The 16477-nt window shown below is 63.8% G+C and carries 13 protein-coding genes; 4 read left to right on the top strand and 9 right to left on the bottom strand.

Annotated elements, in window-relative coordinates; translation table 11 throughout:
• Positions 1 to 247 precede the first annotated feature (247 nt).
• From GSQ79_RS22165 to GSQ79_RS22150, 4 genes are read right to left on the bottom strand one after another with little or no spacing between them, the layout of a single operon-like run.
• The gene (locus GSQ79_RS22165; RefSeq protein WP_158810951.1) at positions 248 to 616 is read right to left on the bottom strand and encodes a hypothetical protein; all 369 of its coding nucleotides are present in this window, start codon (positions 614 to 616) and stop codon (positions 248 to 250) included.
• A complete protein-coding gene (locus GSQ79_RS22160) occupies positions 613 to 1374 on the bottom strand; it encodes a hypothetical protein (RefSeq protein WP_158810950.1) in 762 nt (253 codons plus the stop codon). Before GSQ79_RS22160 ends, GSQ79_RS22165 begins: the two co-directional genes overlap by 4 nt.
• Positions 1374 to 2633: a tyrosine-type recombinase/integrase gene (locus GSQ79_RS22155; protein WP_158810949.1), complete on the bottom strand. Its 1260-nt coding sequence runs from the start codon at positions 2631 to 2633 to the stop codon at positions 1374 to 1376. Before GSQ79_RS22155 ends, GSQ79_RS22160 begins: the two co-directional genes overlap by 1 nt.
• Positions 2633 to 2932, bottom strand: a complete 300-nt coding sequence (locus tag GSQ79_RS22150) for a hypothetical protein (RefSeq protein WP_158810948.1) — start codon at positions 2930 to 2932, stop codon at positions 2633 to 2635. The genes GSQ79_RS22155 and GSQ79_RS22150 overlap by 1 nt, the downstream gene beginning before the upstream one ends.
• A gap of 179 nt (positions 2933 to 3111) precedes the next feature.
• Between GSQ79_RS22150 and GSQ79_RS22145 the strand changes: the two genes are divergently transcribed.
• Together GSQ79_RS22145 and GSQ79_RS22140 are read left to right on the top strand one after the other, a co-directional pair.
• On the top strand, positions 3112 to 3924 hold the full coding sequence (locus tag GSQ79_RS22145) for a hypothetical protein (protein ID WP_158810947.1): 813 nt from the start codon (positions 3112 to 3114) through the stop codon (positions 3922 to 3924).
• A 96-nt stretch (positions 3925 to 4020) separates the two neighbouring features.
• Entirely contained in the window at positions 4021 to 4725 is a 705-nt protein-coding gene (locus tag GSQ79_RS22140; RefSeq protein ID WP_246725500.1) for a Crp/Fnr family transcriptional regulator, read from the top strand.
• An 89-nt stretch (positions 4726 to 4814) separates the two neighbouring features.
• Here the strand turns inward: GSQ79_RS22140 and GSQ79_RS22135 are convergent, their stop codons facing one another.
• Positions 4815 to 5624: a pentapeptide repeat-containing protein gene (locus tag GSQ79_RS22135; protein WP_158810946.1), complete on the bottom strand. Its 810-nt coding sequence runs from the start codon at positions 5622 to 5624 to the stop codon at positions 4815 to 4817.
• 2012 nt (positions 5625 to 7636) lie between these two features.
• Here GSQ79_RS22135 and GSQ79_RS22130 point away from each other — a divergent pair.
• Positions 7637 to 8605, top strand: a complete 969-nt coding sequence (locus GSQ79_RS22130) for a hypothetical protein (protein ID WP_158810945.1) — start codon at positions 7637 to 7639, stop codon at positions 8603 to 8605.
• A 56-nt stretch (positions 8606 to 8661) separates the two neighbouring features.
• Positions 8662 to 9360: a response regulator transcription factor gene (locus GSQ79_RS22125; RefSeq protein WP_246725499.1), complete on the top strand. Its 699-nt coding sequence runs from the start codon at positions 8662 to 8664 to the stop codon at positions 9358 to 9360.
• Between the two features lie 15 nt (positions 9361 to 9375).
• Here the strand turns inward: GSQ79_RS22125 and GSQ79_RS22120 are convergent, their stop codons facing one another.
• Genes GSQ79_RS22120 through GSQ79_RS22105 form a run of 4 tightly spaced genes read right to left on the bottom strand, consistent with a single transcriptional unit; the run spans position 9376 to position 15695 of the window.
• On the bottom strand, positions 9376 to 9804 hold the full coding sequence (locus GSQ79_RS22120) for a hypothetical protein (protein ID WP_158810943.1): 429 nt from the start codon (positions 9802 to 9804) through the stop codon (positions 9376 to 9378).
• A gap of 17 nt (positions 9805 to 9821) precedes the next feature.
• Entirely contained in the window at positions 9822 to 11285 is a 1464-nt protein-coding gene (locus GSQ79_RS22115; RefSeq protein ID WP_158810942.1) for an efflux transporter outer membrane subunit, read from the bottom strand.
• A complete protein-coding gene (locus GSQ79_RS22110; RefSeq protein ID WP_158810941.1) occupies positions 11282 to 12484 on the bottom strand; it encodes an efflux RND transporter periplasmic adaptor subunit in 1203 nt (400 codons plus the stop codon). The genes GSQ79_RS22115 and GSQ79_RS22110 overlap by 4 nt, the downstream gene beginning before the upstream one ends.
• Before the next feature lie 13 nt (positions 12485 to 12497).
• Positions 12498 to 15695 carry an efflux RND transporter permease subunit gene (locus GSQ79_RS22105; RefSeq protein ID WP_158810940.1) on the bottom strand — a complete coding sequence of 1066 codons (3198 nt, stop codon included), beginning with the start codon at positions 15693 to 15695 and terminating at the stop codon, positions 12498 to 12500.
• Positions 15696 to 16477 lie beyond the last annotated feature (782 nt).

Here is a 16477-nt window from a genome sequence, read left to right as displayed (position 1 = left end):
CGCGAAGCCCGATCCCGTCCTTCTCGTCGAAGTGCCGGATCAACGCCCCGAGCTGCGTCTCGGTGAGGACGGAGCCGTCGGAAGTCGGTCTCTTGCGGGTCATGCGTGCCTCCATTTCAAGGTGTGGGGGTGGGTCGTGCAGCGCCATGCGGCGCCTTCGATCGGCCGGGGATGGGCAGGTGGCTCGTCGAAGGATCTGGGTGGATGAGGCCGCTTCCGACGGCCGCCATGCGGCCGTCGCGGCTGTCTATTCCCGTTCCAGACCGCGCGATGCTGGAACGCCGCGCGCTGGAATGTTGAAGAGCGGCACGTGGCGCAGGCCGTGCGTCGCGCAGAACGCCCTGCAGGCTTCCCGCAACACCGTCAGCTCCGCGCCGAGCGTCTTGTCCGATGGCGTCGGCGCCCAGTCGCTCTCAGTGTTGGAGCGGAGCTCGCGGTAATCGAAGGTGTCGGACAGGTAGAGCCCGCAGAGCGCCGTGCGCAGGCGCCGGACGATGTGCGTACTCGTGACGTAGGTCGCGATCGATGCGGCCGCGGCGCCTTCGAGCGGCTTGCGCCCCTCGAGGTAGGAAAGGAGGATCTCGTCGTACGGGATCCGGTCCGGGCCATGGGTCATCTGGCTCTCCTCTTGGGCGGGGTGATCGACCACTTCTTGTCGTCCCGCATCCGGCGCAGCAGGGTCGGCCACGGCCGTGCGAGCGGAAGCGTCTGCTGCAGGAAGGCGCGGGCGACATCGTCCGGGGGCGCCTCGAGTCCGTAGAGCGAGGCGACGTAGGCCCAGCGGTCCTCGCCGATCAGGTATTGCGGCAGACCGTCGTTGCGCGCCGGCGCGAGCAGCGCCGTCCGGAAGATCTCCAAGGCGTCGCCCAGCGCCAACGCGTCCGGGCAGCCGAGATGGTCTAGCGCGCGCTTGAGGGCGCCGATGGCATTGCGGTCGCTGCGCTGGCCGCCGTCCTTGGCTGGAAAGAGGTAGTCATCGGGACCATCGACGGGCGACAGGCGCAGATGATCGGCGACGATCAGGTCGGCCGTCTCGGTCAATGCGACGAGGCGCGACTTGCTCGAGCCCTCGGCGTAATGACCCGGATCGAGATCGACGACGGGACGCCCGAGGGGCCGCCAATGCCGCCGGCGCAGCTGGCAGATCGTGCGCATCGGCGCACCGCACTGGGCCACCAGCACCAGCGTCGCGCGGAAGCCGGCGTCGACGACGGGGTCGTTCGAATACCAGCCGCCCGTCAGAAGTGTCTTGAGGACGGCGACCTTGCGGACCATCGGCGGCAACATGAGCCGCCCGCCGAGGGCTTCCGCGGCGGGCTCGGGGGCCGCTTGGGCGAAATCGGGCCTGGCGCGCAGGGTGCGGAAAGGGGCCATCACTTCTTCCTTTTCTTCCTGGATTCGACGCGCAGCTCCTGCACGCGCGACGTCGCTTCGAGCGTCGCGCGGTCGTAGATTCTGGAGGTCGTCAACACGGACCGGTGACCGCCGAGTTTTGCGACATCCTCGATTGTGGCGCCGGCGGCTCGCCCTTCCGTAAGCCCCGAGGCCCTGACGTCGCGGTTCCACACCTCGGCGGGAATGCCCGCTTCGGTCGCCAGCTCGCGCCACCGCGACGCGTATTCCCAGCGGTCGAAGGGTTGGCCGTCGCGGCGCACCACGAGCGGGCCGCGGCGTTCGTCGACTTGGACATGCGCCAGGCAGCGTTGGACGAGGGGATAGGCTGCGAGGTCGTAGACCGTGGCCGTCTTCGTTTTGCTCGACCTGACGTGCAGCACCCCCCTCTCGTTGATGTTTTCGAACCGGAGCCCCGACCACACCGCGTCGCCCCGGACGACGTCGGAAGGCGATGGCGCTTGGTCGGCCTTGGTTTTCTTCCATTGGCCGATGACGTCGGCCTGCCGAAGGGCGAGCTCGAACTGCGCGGCGAAGCCGAGCGCGAGGCGGATCTCGTCCTTCTCGAGGGCGACGTCGATGAAGCGCTCGGCTTGATCGATGCTCATCGTCGTCTCGCGCGCCGCTGGCTGCGGGAAGCGCATTTCGGCGAGGCCTTCGAGAAGACGCTTGCATTGCGGCAGGCCCGCACTCACGCCGAACGACAGTGCGACGCGGAGCATCTGGATGCAGCCCTGGGCGCGGCGGAGCCGGTCGGTGCCGCCCTCGCCGGGAGACCGCCAGCCCTTAAACCAGCGGCGCGCGTCGAGGGGGACGATGGCGTCCAGCCGCCGCGCACCGATGCTCTGCTGCACGACCTTGATCTGGCCGTCGTAGGTTTCACGCGAGGTGGCCGCGATGTCCTGGTAGGGCGAGTCGGGATGGGTCTGATAGAAGACGAACAGCGATCCGACCGTCCCGTTGTAGTCGGCGGGTGCCAGGATCTGCCCGGCAACGTGCCAATCGATCTCCTGGCGCCGCGCGTCCCGACACCGGGCAGCGATGTCTTCCGCCTCGATCAAGTTCGTCGGCGTGTCGAACCGCAGCGTGCGCGGCCGGAACCCGCCTCGCACGGCCTCCTGGCTGGCGGCCCAGTAAAGGTCGTGCCCGCGCGAGCGCTTGATACGTTTGAGACCGGGGGCCTCGAGCCTCAGCGTCACCCCCGAGACGACCAGCGTAGAGAGGCGCGGCCGCGAGACCATCAGAAGCGCTCCGGGCCGTCGGCCGGCGTGCCGCGGATGGCGACGCCTCGGGCGGTCGGCGATAGGGCGCCCCCTTCGTAGGCGGCGCACCACTGCAGCACCGCCGGGAGGTAGCGCCGCGAACCGAACCTGGCATGCCCCGCGGGGAAGCCGTCGCGTTCGAGGTGGCGCAGCAGGGCGGCGCCGTGGCGCAGCGGGTCGCGCCCGAACATCACCTCGAGCAGCTGCCGCTCACTCGGGAATACCGGATGGCACGAGCAGCACTGCTCGCACATGGAACGTTGGTCCGCTTTGATCATCAACTTGGCCGTTTCGATCGGTTGCTGCGCGAGGAGACGAGCGGCGATCAGTGGGGCCAGCAGGCATCCAAACGCGAGTTACCACGTGAATAACATTCATATGGATCATTCCATGTGAACTTTCAACACATGATTTTTCGGAGGCGAATCGTGGTAAACGGGCCCGGGAGGATTCGTCCGTGCCGACTTCAAGGGGCCTCATAGAAATCGTGGCCGAGGTGTCAGGGATGGCGCCGGCGGCGGTTGCGACGCGGTTCCGCGTCATCCGAGAGGCCGGGTACCTTCCATCCGGCGGCAGAGGCAGGAGCGCCGTCAGCCATGGCCTCGATGCGGCGATGCGTCTGCTGGTCGCCTGCCTCGCCAGCGACGATGCGCGGACCGCCGACAAGGCGCTCCGCGACGCCTTCCTCCTCGCGCCATCGTCATTCGAGCGCGTTCCGCAGGAAGGTGCCGCGCCGGTGGAGAACGAACCCTACCGTCACATGTTGAGGCATGGTTTCTTCGCCGACTTCCCGACGACGCGGGCGGTGGACCCGATCGACGTCGATCTGACGGTCAGGCGCGATCGTCCGCTCACCTCGCTCAAGAAGACCTTCTTCGAGGGGCTGCCGACCGCACGCCTTGCTCCCGCGACGCACTTTGGCACGGTCCTATCGTGTGTGCTCGAGGCCGTGCGCGCGAAGACCCTTGCGCCGCTGCCCGATGCGGCCGCCTTCGCCGACGGTCTCCTTCCCGCCGACCCGGAGTGGCAGCTCCATCCTCGCACCTTCGCCTCGGTCACCTTGACATCGGGGCTGATGGCGCACGAGTGGAGGGTCGTCGGAGCGTCCATCGCCTTCGGTCTTCACGGATTGTATCGCGAGACGCGAAAGTTCGCTTCTGCGGATCGAGACGTGAGGGGCCCCAGGTTTCCGGCGAGCTTCAGGCAGGACCGTTCGTTCGATCTGGAGCTGATGGAGCGACTGATCCCGTTTTTCGAAGACGAGGAGTGATCTGGGCCGATCCATGTTTTCCTCTCCCGCCCGGAGCTTCTTTCGCCGCTCGACATCGTTTAAGACAGCGGCAGGCAACGCTTTGGAGTCACAGACGTGGTTGCCATCGTGGGAGACGATCGCAACGTCATGGAGAGCCTCAAGATCGAGACCTGGCGGAAGCGCTTTCCACCGGTCGCCGCGATGCCAGACGCCGAGTTCGCGCGCATTTCGCAGGTCGTCCGCTTCCCCGTTCTCGACGCCGGGCAGGTCGCCTACGAGCAGGGCGGAGCCTGCGAGAACTACCTGATGTGCATCGAGGGGCGTACGCGCATCACCAAGATGAACGCGGGCGGCCGAGAGATCCTGCTCTACAAGGTCGAGGAGGGGGGCACATGCGTGCTGACCACGCAGTGCCTGCTGTCGCGCACCGATTTTCCCGCTGAAAGCGTCGCGGAGACGCGTACCGAACTCGCCGCGATCCCTTCGGTGTGGTTCCACCGGTTCATGGCGGACATCCCGGCGTTCCGAGACTTCGTAATCGCGGACTACACGAAGCTTCTGGGCACGATGCTCTCGTTCGTCGACGATGTCGCCTTCGCGACCGTCGAGCAGCGCCTCGCCCGTCGCCTTCTGGTGGAAGCCGGCGAGACGCCGATGGTGGCCCGGACCCATCACCAGCTGGCATTGGACATCGGCAGCGTGCGCGAGATCGTCAGCCGCCATCTTGGCGACTGGGAACGTAACGGCTGGGTCCGCAACGGCCGTGGGCAGATCCGCATCCTCGACCGAGCCGCGCTGGCCTCGCGTCGGTCGCAGTAGCATTTTACCGTCATCGCTGGCGTGCTTGCCCAGCGGCGCCGTGGGCTGACGGCGACGCCGAGCCCATCTCCCGTCGATCGCATCGAGCCTTAGGGCCGCGGCGGCTTGTAGCCCCTTGCCTCCCCTATGTTCTTCGCGGTCGCGAGCCCCGTCGCTCCGACAAGCTTAGCATCGGCCATCTCCGTGCCCTGCAGGTTCGCTCCGGTGAAGTCGGCGCCGCTGGCGTCGGCGCCGGTCAGGTCGGCGCGGGACAGGTCCGCGTCCTTGAAGTTCGCGCCCCTGACGTTGGCGAAGCTCAGGTCTACGTGACCCATGTTGGCATCCGAGAAGTCTGCGCCTTCGAGATCCGCGCTTCCCATCTCGGTGTGCATCAGCCCCATCGACTGGTTCCTCAGATGGGCCGAGAGGTCGCCACCGGAGAACTTTGCGCCCTTCAGCGAGCCACCCGTGAAGCGGGCCTGCACGCGGGCGCCAGTCAGCTTCGCACCCTTGAAGATCGGGATCTCGCCGGCGGCAGCGTTGAGGCCCTGCGCGACGACCGGAGCCACGACGCTGGCATCGGTCAGGTCTGCGTCGGTGAAGTTGGCGCCGATCAGCCACGACAGGTTGAGATTGGCGCCGGCGAGGTTTGCGCGCGTCAGGTTGGCGCCCGCGAGCTTCGCGCCGAAGAGGTTGGAACCGTGGAGATCGGCGCCCGTGAAATCGAGCTTCGCCAGGTCGAGGTTGCGCATCGACTTGCCCGCCAGATCGGCGGGGTGACCAGGCTTCGCCGCGGCAAGCGCCTCCTTGATCTGCTCGACGGTCACGTTGGCAGGGGTGTCAGGGTTGGCGGCGCTCTCCGCTAGGACGGGCGCGCCGGAACATGCGATGGCGATGGCCGCGGCGAGCGGTCTGAACATGGTCGATCCTCCGGTGTTTTCTCGTTGCGTCGATATGGGCAGACTTGTTCGCCCAGGTCGGTGACCCAGGTCACATAAGGCTGCTTTCGGCCAACGGTTCATGGACTGTCGTCCCACCTGTGACTCCGCGCGAGGTGCTGGAGCGCCCTGGTCATCAAGAGGACTTGCCCCAGGCCGCTCCGGCGAGCGCGTCGTCGGTCGGCGGCTTGGGGCTGCGCCTTCTAACGCCGAGGGCGACCCGCCTGGATGTTGCTCTAGGGGACATCAAGGTCAATCGCGGAAGACGGCTTCTTGTCAGCCACTTTTAAGTATGAAGGAAGATGTCGAGGACGAAGGCGGCGTTCCGCCGGAAATAGACGATCGAATGATGCCTTTCCACACTGTCTGGACGCCGACGGCGTGGGCAGGGAATGCGCCCATGGGACTATGGGCGTCGCGCCCGACGCGTCATCGGAATCGAGGACCGGATCGACGGTGGCGCAACGAGGGGTCTTGGGACAGAACGAGCCATATTGGACGCTGAACGTTGCGGATCAAAGCATCGGTTGGCTAGGGTATAGGGCCTTCACCGTTTCGGCTTCGGCTGCGCGAAGGAGAGTGAGGAGCGTCTGCCTGGCTTGGCATCGGGCACTTTCGGATCGCGGTTCGGCGTTCGCTGACCTCGCCGGCACGATTCCATCCCCTGCCGTTTGGCCAACCAGATCGGGGAGGCAGCCGAAATGTTTGGGCTTAGCCATGGGAGTGCGCCAGGGCCTCAAGCATCTGAAGCCTGTACGATGAACATTGCTTAAGGAAATCTTTAATTGCCAAGACGACCGCTTTTTGTAACCGTTGCTTGCCATTTGTTTAAAGGTGTTCTGATGATCAGGCTCCAAGTCGTGTGCGTTATTGTCGGCGCCTGCATCTGCAGTCATGCGACAAGGGCTGCGACACCGGATTACCTCAATGCAGGCGACGCGTACGAAAGGGCATATCCTCGTGTGCATCGTGAACCGGGCGTCGCCGCGAACGGACGCTGCGACGGCGTATCCTATGGGACCGGCGCTCGCCGATGCGGCACCGCCACGGGCGGACCAGTCGGCGGACGCAACTGATGTCTTCACATAAGATACGGCGACCGCGGCCTGAACGGATAAGGCCAACCGTACAGAATCTTCGAAGTATTGACCGTTTCCCTGACCCAGAGTGAGCTTCAAGGCCCAAGCGTGGGCGGCCTTAAGGCCGTTCTTAGGGGCGACGAGATCGACCTCGGTGGACCTGTCGTCTCCGAAGGAGGGCGTTAGCGCCCTAGAGGCGCCGTCAACTGCGGGGAGGACAGGTAAGCTGGCGTGTACCGATATCCCGATTTGTAGCCCGATGCAGCAGGGAACTCAGGAGGCGCCTCGACCACGAAGGGCTTCGCGACCGTTGCGTCCGTGGAGACGCCAGCGGGCGTCTGAAGACAAGTCGACAGGAAGGCGGTACGGGACATGCCAATGCTTTCCAGGGCCTTCGCGCTCGCCGCGTATTCTGATCTGCAGTCCTGGCTCGTCTTGAGCCGTACGGTTCCAGCCAATGCGCCTTGACTGAGAAGACCCAGAACGATCGTTAACGAGAGGCGTGGGGAACGCGGCACCATTTGTACTCCTTTAACCAGCCGACCAGCGCATCAGGGACGCCATGAGAATATGCTGCGGCCGGTTCAAGCGCCAGCTCGCGGCGGATGCCACTGACATGTAGTACCGGCTGGAGTCCTACAACACTGTTGTCCGCCGTAGCGCAATCATCATGATTCGATCAAGTGTTCATCTGCATCTCACACGTTTGAACTAATGGATATTAAAGAAAAACTTAATATCGGAATGGCCGCATTCCGGATATTGGCTTTGCAAAGACTTCCGATGGTTGTTCTAATCGATGTCCGATGAAATGAAGCTCTCTTCGTACGGGTTGCATCGCGAGGGGGGTGGTGCCTTCGCTTCCACGCGTCATTTGAAGGCAGGCGTCTTTGATACCGGCGGGCAGAGACTAAGTTGATAGCGACGCGCTGGCATCAACTCCAGGACGCCGTGCATGCCGGACGGGTCAAGGTCCTCGCGCCCTCCACGGAGCGATACGACTCCTTGGGTGCGTTGGATGACGAGCGGTTCGACTTCGGCATCCTTAAGGACATGGTTGGGTTCATGGGAGAGATACCGCGGTTCGTGGTCGACCCGGCGGTGATGGGCTTGCTGGCCACCGACCAGGCGATGATGTCCATCGGGGACATGTTGGCATGCGGCGTCCTGCAGTTGCCGTTTCCTGCCTGCGTCGTCGAATTTCCGGCCAACCTCGCGACGTACAGTGTCCTTATAAGGGTAGCGGAAAGGCCTTCCGGCCGGACATGCTGGCTCTGCTCGGCCTTGGCCTACCGTGGGAAGGACGAGGGCGAAGACTACGCGATCGCCTTCCCATGCAGTGTCGAATTCTACGTGGAGCTGCCTCCCGGCGCTTTGGAGGATACCGAGAACCTGGCTCCCCCGCAGCCCGACCTTCAGTACGAGGTTCGTGCAGAAAGGTTCCTGATCTCGGATGCAACTGCAGCCGCTACCATGCTGGATGACGCCAGGCCGTTGGCGCTGCAACGCTGTTTCGCCGCCTACCTGGCGGCGATGCTACTTCCGCAAACCGTCGGCCTGAAGCGCGAACTGGCAACCGTCAAGCCGAGCTTCAACAGGTCGCGCGCGATCAAGGGCCGGAGCCCTGTGCCCGTCCACACAGTCATCAAATTGGGACGTTACGGGACCGCAGACGGCGCATCGAAGGCGATCGGGGAGGGTGCCGGCGTCGAGGTCCATCTGAGGCGCGCGCACAAGCGCCGCGTCGTCTATGGCCCTGGACGAGCCGATCGCGCCTGGCGTTTCTTTCCGGCGCAGGTCGTTGGGTACCTTCCCGACGGCCGAAAGCCCAGCCTGCCGGAGATGTTGGCGACGCGGGCGACGAAGCCGTACGTGTTGAAATAGCTGGTCGCGCAAGCCGCAGGTCGTTGTGTATGGCCGAGGCTCCTGTGGAGAGTGCCTTGAACAACGGACCGGCTAATCCGCCTATCTTCCTATACGAGGATGATGAAGGGCTCGCTCAAGAGATCGTTTGGGCCTTCGCCGAGCAAGGCTACAGCGTCACGATCCTGAGAACGAGGAACGAGGTATTACGAGCTGCCGCTGTTACCCGGCCTCCCGTCCTCATCCTTGACCGGCTCGTAGGCAACAGTGACAGCATTGCGATCGTCGAACACCTGAGGCGCGAAGGCAACTCCACGCCTGTGGTTGTTATATCCTCGCTCGTCTCGGTGGATGACCGGATTGCCGGACTGAAGGCTGGCGGCGACGACTACCTGGTCAAGCCGTTCGCCATGGGCGAACTGATCGCGCGCGTGGAATCGCTGCTTCGGCGCACGACCGATAACCGGGTCACGGTTTTGTCCGTCGGCAGCCTCACGATGGACGTGGTCAAGCGCACGGTGCGCCGCGGCGGTCGAGCAGTGGCGCTCGCGCCGCGCGAGTTCACCCTCCTCGAGTACTTAATGCGGCGCCCCGATCAGGTCATCACACGCTTAATGATCCTTGAGGACGCCTGGGACTTCAAGGGTTCGGTCGCCACGAACGTCGTCGATGTCCACATGGGGACCTTGCGCCGGAAGGTCGATGCCGAAGGGGAAGTGCCCCTGATCAGGAACGTGCGTGGCGTCGGCTTCGCGTTACGTCCCGACCGCCCGTGATAACGGACGCCGGCGTCACTTTCCGGTCGCCTCTCCGCAGTGGTCGTCGTCGTGGGTGGTCCGCCAGTAGCCGCGACCGCCGAGCTCTGCATCGGCTTGTGGCGAATGGCGTCGGCAAAGGCCAGCGTGCTGCCACCAGTCGCTGAATCGGCCCGCGTGCTGCAGCGGATCGATGCCGTGCTCCGGTCGGAACCAGAAGCGGCATGCTCCGCAGGGGATGCGCGGCAGGGGATCAACTGCGATCTCGCCATCGCCACACCAGTCCTCCGACCTTGTCTGCCGCCAGCGCGTGATCTCATTCTCTCGACCCGCCGGCGCGGGCGCTGATCGACGGCAGAACCCTTCCAGGTCTTTCTTGTGGTCCCAGAATCTGCACTCAAGGCAGCTGGTCGCGCCAGCGAGAGCCACGTCCAGGGTAATCGGGCCTTGTTCGATCTCCGTCATCGCATCTGCTTCCCGGGTCAGTGACCCAATTGCTTGACCAGATCGACAGTCGACACCGGTGTTTCCGCAAGCTGCACCGGCACCGTCCAACCGCCACCAAGGGCAAGGAACAAGGCGACGCTGGTCTGCGAGCGGCGCGTGCCAAGAAGCAGTCCGGTGCGTTCCGCGTCGAGTGCCGTCGTCTGTGCGGTGACGACGTCGAGGTAGGTGGTCGCACCGTCGCGGTAGAGGGTCAGCGACAGATCCAGCACCTTCCTCGCAGCGGCCTCGGCGTCGGCCGTATGCTTGGCTTCGAGCGTGAGCAAACGATCAAGCGCAAGAGCATCCTCGACCTCCTGGACCGCCTGCAGGACGCGCCCGCGATACTGCGCAACGGCCCCGTCGCGGATAGCGGTGGCGAGTTCGAGCTGCGCGGTCCGTCTTCCGCCATCGAAGATCGGCAAGTTAACCGAGGGACCAACGGAAAACAGCTCATTTTTCAGGTCGAGAAGGTGGAAGCCGGTGTCCTGCGTGCCGCCGGACAGGTTGAGGAAGAAGCGCGGATAGAAGGCTGCCTTGGCGACCCCGATCTGTTCGTTCGCGGCCGCGACTGCCCGCTCGGCCGCCGAGATATCGGGGCGGCGCTCCAGCAGCGTCGAGGGCACTGCGGTAGGTCGGCGCGGCGATGCGATCGGGGCCAAGGAGACCGGCAGAGTGAACGACGATGCGGGCTTACCCACCAGCGTGGCGATCGCATGCTCGAGTAGAGCACGACGCGCAGCGGTGTCGTCGATCAAGGCCTGGGCCGTTGCAAGCTGGGACTGAGCACGTGCGACGTCGATCGGGGAGGCGATCTTGCCCGCCAGTCGGTTCTGCGTCAGCGTCAGGGCATCCCCGTAGGCCTTGGCGGTATCGCGTAGCAGCCGAGCCTCGCGGTCGAGGCCCCGGAGGTTGAGATAGTCGCGCGCGAGTTCGGCATGGAGGCTGAGCCGCACACTCTCGAGGACAGCCGCCTCGGCCTGGGCCTGGTCGGCGTTGGCCTTGATCGTGTCGCGGACGCGTCCCCAGAGATCGACCTCGTAGCTCGCCTGCACATCGAGCGTGTTGGCGCCGTAGTGTGTCGGCTGGTCGGCGGACCGTAACGGCCGGTGATCGGACTGGCGGTTGGTGGTGACGGTCGTGTCCTGCTCCAGCGTGGGATAGAGGCCCGCCTGTGCCTGCTCGACGTTGGTGCGCGCCTGCTGATAATTGGCGAGCGCGTTCGCGAGGTTCTGGTTGGCCTCCTCGATCTGCGGCTCGAGCGCATCGAGGGTCGGGTCCTTGAACGCCGTCCACCACGCGCCGCGCGGAAGGTCGTCGCTGGGATGCGCGACATGCCAGACGGTGTCCTCCTTGAACTTCGCGGGAAGTTCGACCTTGGGCGGTGCATAGGTCGGCGCGAGATCGCAAGCCGACAGGACGAGCGCCGATATCAAGACGCCGGCCCATGATACGAGCTTCATTCCGCTGCACCTCGGGAGGCCTGATCACCAATCGACTTGCCGGCCTTCTTTCCGTCCACCGTCGCTACCTGTACGGCATCACCCGAGGCCAAGGAATCCGCTGGGCTTGCGACGATCTTGTCGGCGAGGCTCAGACCACCTGCGATTTCCACCGTCGTACCCGTATCCAGCGTGATCTCGATCGGTTTCATCGTGACCTTGTCATCGTCACCAACCACAGCGACCTCGGGCGACGCATTGCGGAAGATGACTGCGCCGGAGGGTACCACAAGCTTCTTGGCATCAAGAGGCAGATCGAAACGTGCCTGTGCATAAGCACCGGGCGACAGCAGCTTGTCCTTGTTGTCGAGATCGAGCTCGACGAGCAGGGCGCGTGACTCCTGCGAGATGGCATCGGCGGTCGTCGTCAGCACCGCCTTGAACGCCCGTCCGGGATACTGCGGCATGGTCAGCGCAACGACCATGCCCTTCTTGAGGCTCGCGGTATAGACCTGCGGCACGCGGACGTAGACGCGCATCTTCTCCACCGAGGCGACGTCGAAGAGGCCAGGCTGGCTGGCGTTGCTCGAGGACACCAGTGCACCGACGTCGATGCGACGCGCCGTGACGACCCCGTCGAAGGGCGCGGCGATATCCTTGAAGCTCTGCAGAGCTTTCAGACGATCAACATTGGCCTGCGCCGCGTCGACCTGCGCCTTCTTTGCCAGGGCGTCGCCGGTCTTCTCGTCTGCGGTCTGCTGCGATACGGCCTGCGATACGCGGAGCTCCTTCCAACGCGCTGCCGTCAGCTGCGCCAGGTTGAGATCGGCCTGCGCCTTGGCGAGCTCGCCGCGCGCCTGCTCGAACTGCTGGTCGAGATCCGGCGTATCGATGCGGGCCAACACGTCGCCAGCCTTCACCTTGGCGCCGATGTCATAATACCACATCTTCACATAGCCGCTGACCCGGGCATGGATCGGAGCGGTGTAGAAGGCTTCGACGTCCGCTGGCAGGGTCAGATGCTGGACGTCGGTCGGATGCTTAGGTGTCACGAGATCGACGCTGGGGACCGCCTGCTGATGCGTCCATTGCGCGAGCTTCGCCTCGCTGTGGTCGCGATCAACGATGCCGTAGGCGGCAACCCCTCCGAGGACCAACGCGGTAAAGAGGAGGCGTATCCAGACCTTGCCGGATCGCTTTTGACCTTCTATCGGCGACATGACTCAATCCTCGTTATGGGTGCGATGCTGCCGCTTCGGCACTGTTGGCGGAAGCCTGCGGATCCGTCGCGTCGGACGATTTCTGCACGCGCGAATGGACCATCATGAAGACGACCGGCACGAACAGAAGCGTTGCGATGGTCGAGCACATCAGACCGCCGATGACCGCGCGGCCGAGCGGCGCGTTCTGTTCGGCGCTGAGCGCCATCGGGGCCATGCCGATGATCATCGCGAGAGCCGTCATGAGAACCGGTCGGAAACGGGTGAAGCCTGCATCGATCGCCGCCGTCAGCGCATCCGCCCCTTCGGCGAGGCGTTCGCGTGCGAAGCTGATGACGAGAATGCTGTTGGCGGTTGCGACACCCATGCACATGATGGCGCCGGTGAGGGCGGGTACCGATAACGTCGTATGCGTCACGAACAGCATCCATACGATCCCCGCCATGGCCGCCGGCAGCGCGCTGACGATGACGAACGGATCGAGCCAGGACTGGAAATTCACGACGACCAGCAGGTAGATGAGCACGACGGCCAGTGCCAAGCCGGCGTAAAGCTGGTTGTAGGCTGCGGTCATGGTGGTGATCTGCCCCCGCAACACGACCGTCGACCCGGTCGGCACTTCCTTGGCGGTCTCGTCGAGGATTTTCTGGATGTCGCCGGCCACGGCACCGAGGTCGCGATCATGCGTGGTGCCGTAGATGTCGATGACGGGCTGCACATTGTAGTGCGAGACGACAGCGGCCGTGGTGGTGCGGGTGGTCGTCGAAAAACCACCTAACGGCCTCGGTCCGGTCTTCCCGGAGACCTGGACGTTGCCGAGCTTGCCGAGCGAGTCGATCCAATATTGCGGCGCCTGCACGACGATCGGATAGGACACGCCATTCTTCGGATTGAGCCAGAAGGTCGGCGAGGTCTGGATGCTCCCGGCGAGCGTCACCTGTAGGCTTGTCGCGACGTCGCGCTCGGTCAGCCCCATGTCGCTCGCCATCGAGCGATCGACATCGACGTTGAGCGTCGGCGCGTTGAAGACCTGCTGGATCCGCGGATCGGCGACGCCCGAGATCAGACTGATGCGTTTGAAGATCTTTTCGGCATAGGCCCGGTTCTCATCGGTCTTGTTGCCGATGACCTGCACGTCGATCGGCGCGGGAAGACCGAAGTTCAAGATCTGGCTGACGATGTCGGCGGGAAGGAATGAGAACGCGGTTCCCGGAAACTGGCGCTGCAGCCGCTCCCGGAGGGTGTTGACGAAACCGTCCGTTCTGCTCGCATATTCCGGCTTCAAAGATATTAGGATGTCAGTATCGTCGACGCCGATCGTCCCGGAGTTGCCGTAGGCCACGTTGATGCCGCTGATCGGTAGGCCGATATTGTCGACCACGGTATCAATGGATCCAGGCGGAAGCACCGCACGGACGGCATCCTCGATGTGATCGACGAGGCTGGCGGTCTCTTCGATGCGCGTGCCCGTCTGGGCGCGGACATGAAGCTTGATCTGCGCAGATTGGGTGTTCGGGAAGAAGTTCTGGCCGAGGAACGGCGCGAGCCCGAACGAGACGAATACCGCGACCAAGAATCCGACAACGAAGACGCGGCTCGATCCGAGTGCGCCGACGAGGAGCCCGCGGTAGCCATTACGCAGCGCTTCGAAGCGATGCTCGAAGCCGCGCTGGAATCTGACGAGCGGATTTCGTGTCGGCGGGAGCGCTTCGTCATGGGCATGACTATGCACGTTCTTGAGCAGGAAGTTCGCCATCGTCGGCACCAGGGTGCGCGACAGGATGTAGGAGCCGATCAGCGCGAAGATGACCGCTTCGGCCAGCGGCTTGAAGAGAAAGCCGGCGATCCCGCCAAGGCCGAACATCGGCACGAAGACGATGCAGATGCAAAGCAGCGAGACTGTTGCCGGCACGACGATCTGCCGCGCACCGTCCATGATCGCGCTCTCGATGTCCTTGCCCTGCTCAAGATGATAATTGATGTTCTCGATGGTGACCGTCGCGTCGTCGACGAGGATGCCGACGGCCAGCGCGAGACCGCCGAGGGTCATCACGTTGATGGTTTCACCCAGCATCGAAAGCACGGCCACGGAAAAAAGGATCGCCAGCGGGATCGACACCGTGATGATCAGCGTCGAGCGCCAACTGCCCAGGAAGATCAGGATCATCAGGCCGGTGAGCGCCGCCGCGATCGCGCCTTCGCGCAGCACGCCCGCGACGGCATCGTTGACGAACTCGGACTGGTCGCCGACCGTGGTGAGTTCGAGGCTCGGCGGCAGCGACGCCCGGATCTTCGGCAACAGCGCTTTGACGCCGTTGATCACGTCGAGCGTCGAGGCCGATCCCGCCTTGAGGATCGTCATCAACACGGCGTGGGATCCATCGACTCGGACGATGTTGGTCTGCGGTGGGCTGCCGTCGTGGACGTTGGCGACGTCGCGCATGTACACTGTCGCGCCGTCGACCTGCTTGATCGGCAGGTCGTTCAGCTTTGCGATCTCCTTCGGCGCGTCATTGAGCGAGACGACGTATTCGAACTTGCCGATCTTCTCGGTGCCGACGGGCGTAATGAGGTTCTCGTTGGCGAGCGCCCCGACAACGTCCTGGGCCGAGATCTTGTAGGCTTCGAGCTTGCCAGGGTCGATGTCGACCTGGACCTGGCGGATCTTGCCGCCGTATGGCGACGGCACGGCGGCACCCGCGACCGTCGCGAGCTGCGGCCGGATGAAGTTCTGCCCGAAGTCGGAGAGCTGCGACTGCGACAGCGTCTTGCTCGATAGGGCCAGCTGCAGGATCGGCACGCTCGAAGCGTTGAACACGAGGATCTGCGGTGGCGTGATGCCTGGCGGAAGGTATTTCAGCACCGTCTGCGACGCCGCGGTGATCTGTGCGATCGCCGTGTTAATGTTCACCTTGGGCTGAAAGAACACCTTCACAACGCCATAGCCCGGCAGAGACTGCGACTCGATGTGCTGGATGTCGTTGACCTGGGAACTCAGCGTCCGCTCGTAGTAATAGACGATGCGTCCTGACATCTCCTCCGGCGGCAGGCCGTTGTAGCTCCAGATGGCGCTGACGACGGGAATGCCGATGTCCGGAAAGATGTCGGTCGGCGTGGTCGTCCAGGCCTTGATGCCGAAGATCAGGATCAGCACTGCCATAACAACGAAGGTATAGGGACGCTGCAACGCGACGCGGACGATGGCGAGCATGGATCGTCTATCTTCCTCGAATATGAAAAGCGCTGGGCGTGGCCCGGTCTGGCATCAGCAACCTCCAGCGACCCGCCGAAGCATGCCTGGTGCCCTGATGTCGTCGTCATACCCGCTTCGGCCCGGAAGTTATATTAAGTTTTTCTTTAGAATCCGGCGCGCACCACGCGGAACGCGGCTATAACTAGACGAGGCTGTTCGAAGACGAGGTCGTCGGTGCTGAGGCGCTGATACGATGAGTTCGTGTAGACAGTAATCTCCATAGCGAGACTTGTCTCAGAACTCGGATCTTCTCGATCGACGTGCTCGCAATATTAAAGAAGAATTTAAGTTTGGTGTCCTTGAAAGATGACGATCGGTGCCGCACGTATTCTATGCTGACATCTAGATGGGCCCATCGCTTGCGACGGATTCCATGATCGGACGTCCGCCGGTGGTTGGTCAAAGCGACCGCCGAGATCAATAGCCCCGGGGAACGTCGTCGAGGTTCCCGCGGTGGAACAAGGGTGAAGCCTTAAAACAGAGGAATCAGTCATGCGTGATATCGTAAGAAGCCTCACATGTGCGGCGGTCTTGTTGACGGGTGCGACGAGTCTTTGCGTTGGCGTCCGGACCGCATCCGCCGAGTCGCGTGAACCAGTGACAATGACGCAACGGGCCGAGAGCCATTCGCTCGGACGCTATACGAAGACGTTGAGGGGCGGGTTCAACTCCACCAACAGCCTCGAGAGCGGCAACTCTTCCGGGACGGGAAGCGGGCCACGCGGAGGATCGCCGAACGG

Origin of the sequence: Beijerinckia sp. L45 (assembly GCF_009765775.1) — a bacterium.
In the GTDB taxonomy this organism is placed as follows: domain Bacteria; phylum Pseudomonadota; class Alphaproteobacteria; order Rhizobiales; family Beijerinckiaceae; genus RH-AL1.
This window is presented reverse-complemented; position numbering and strand designations above follow the sequence as displayed.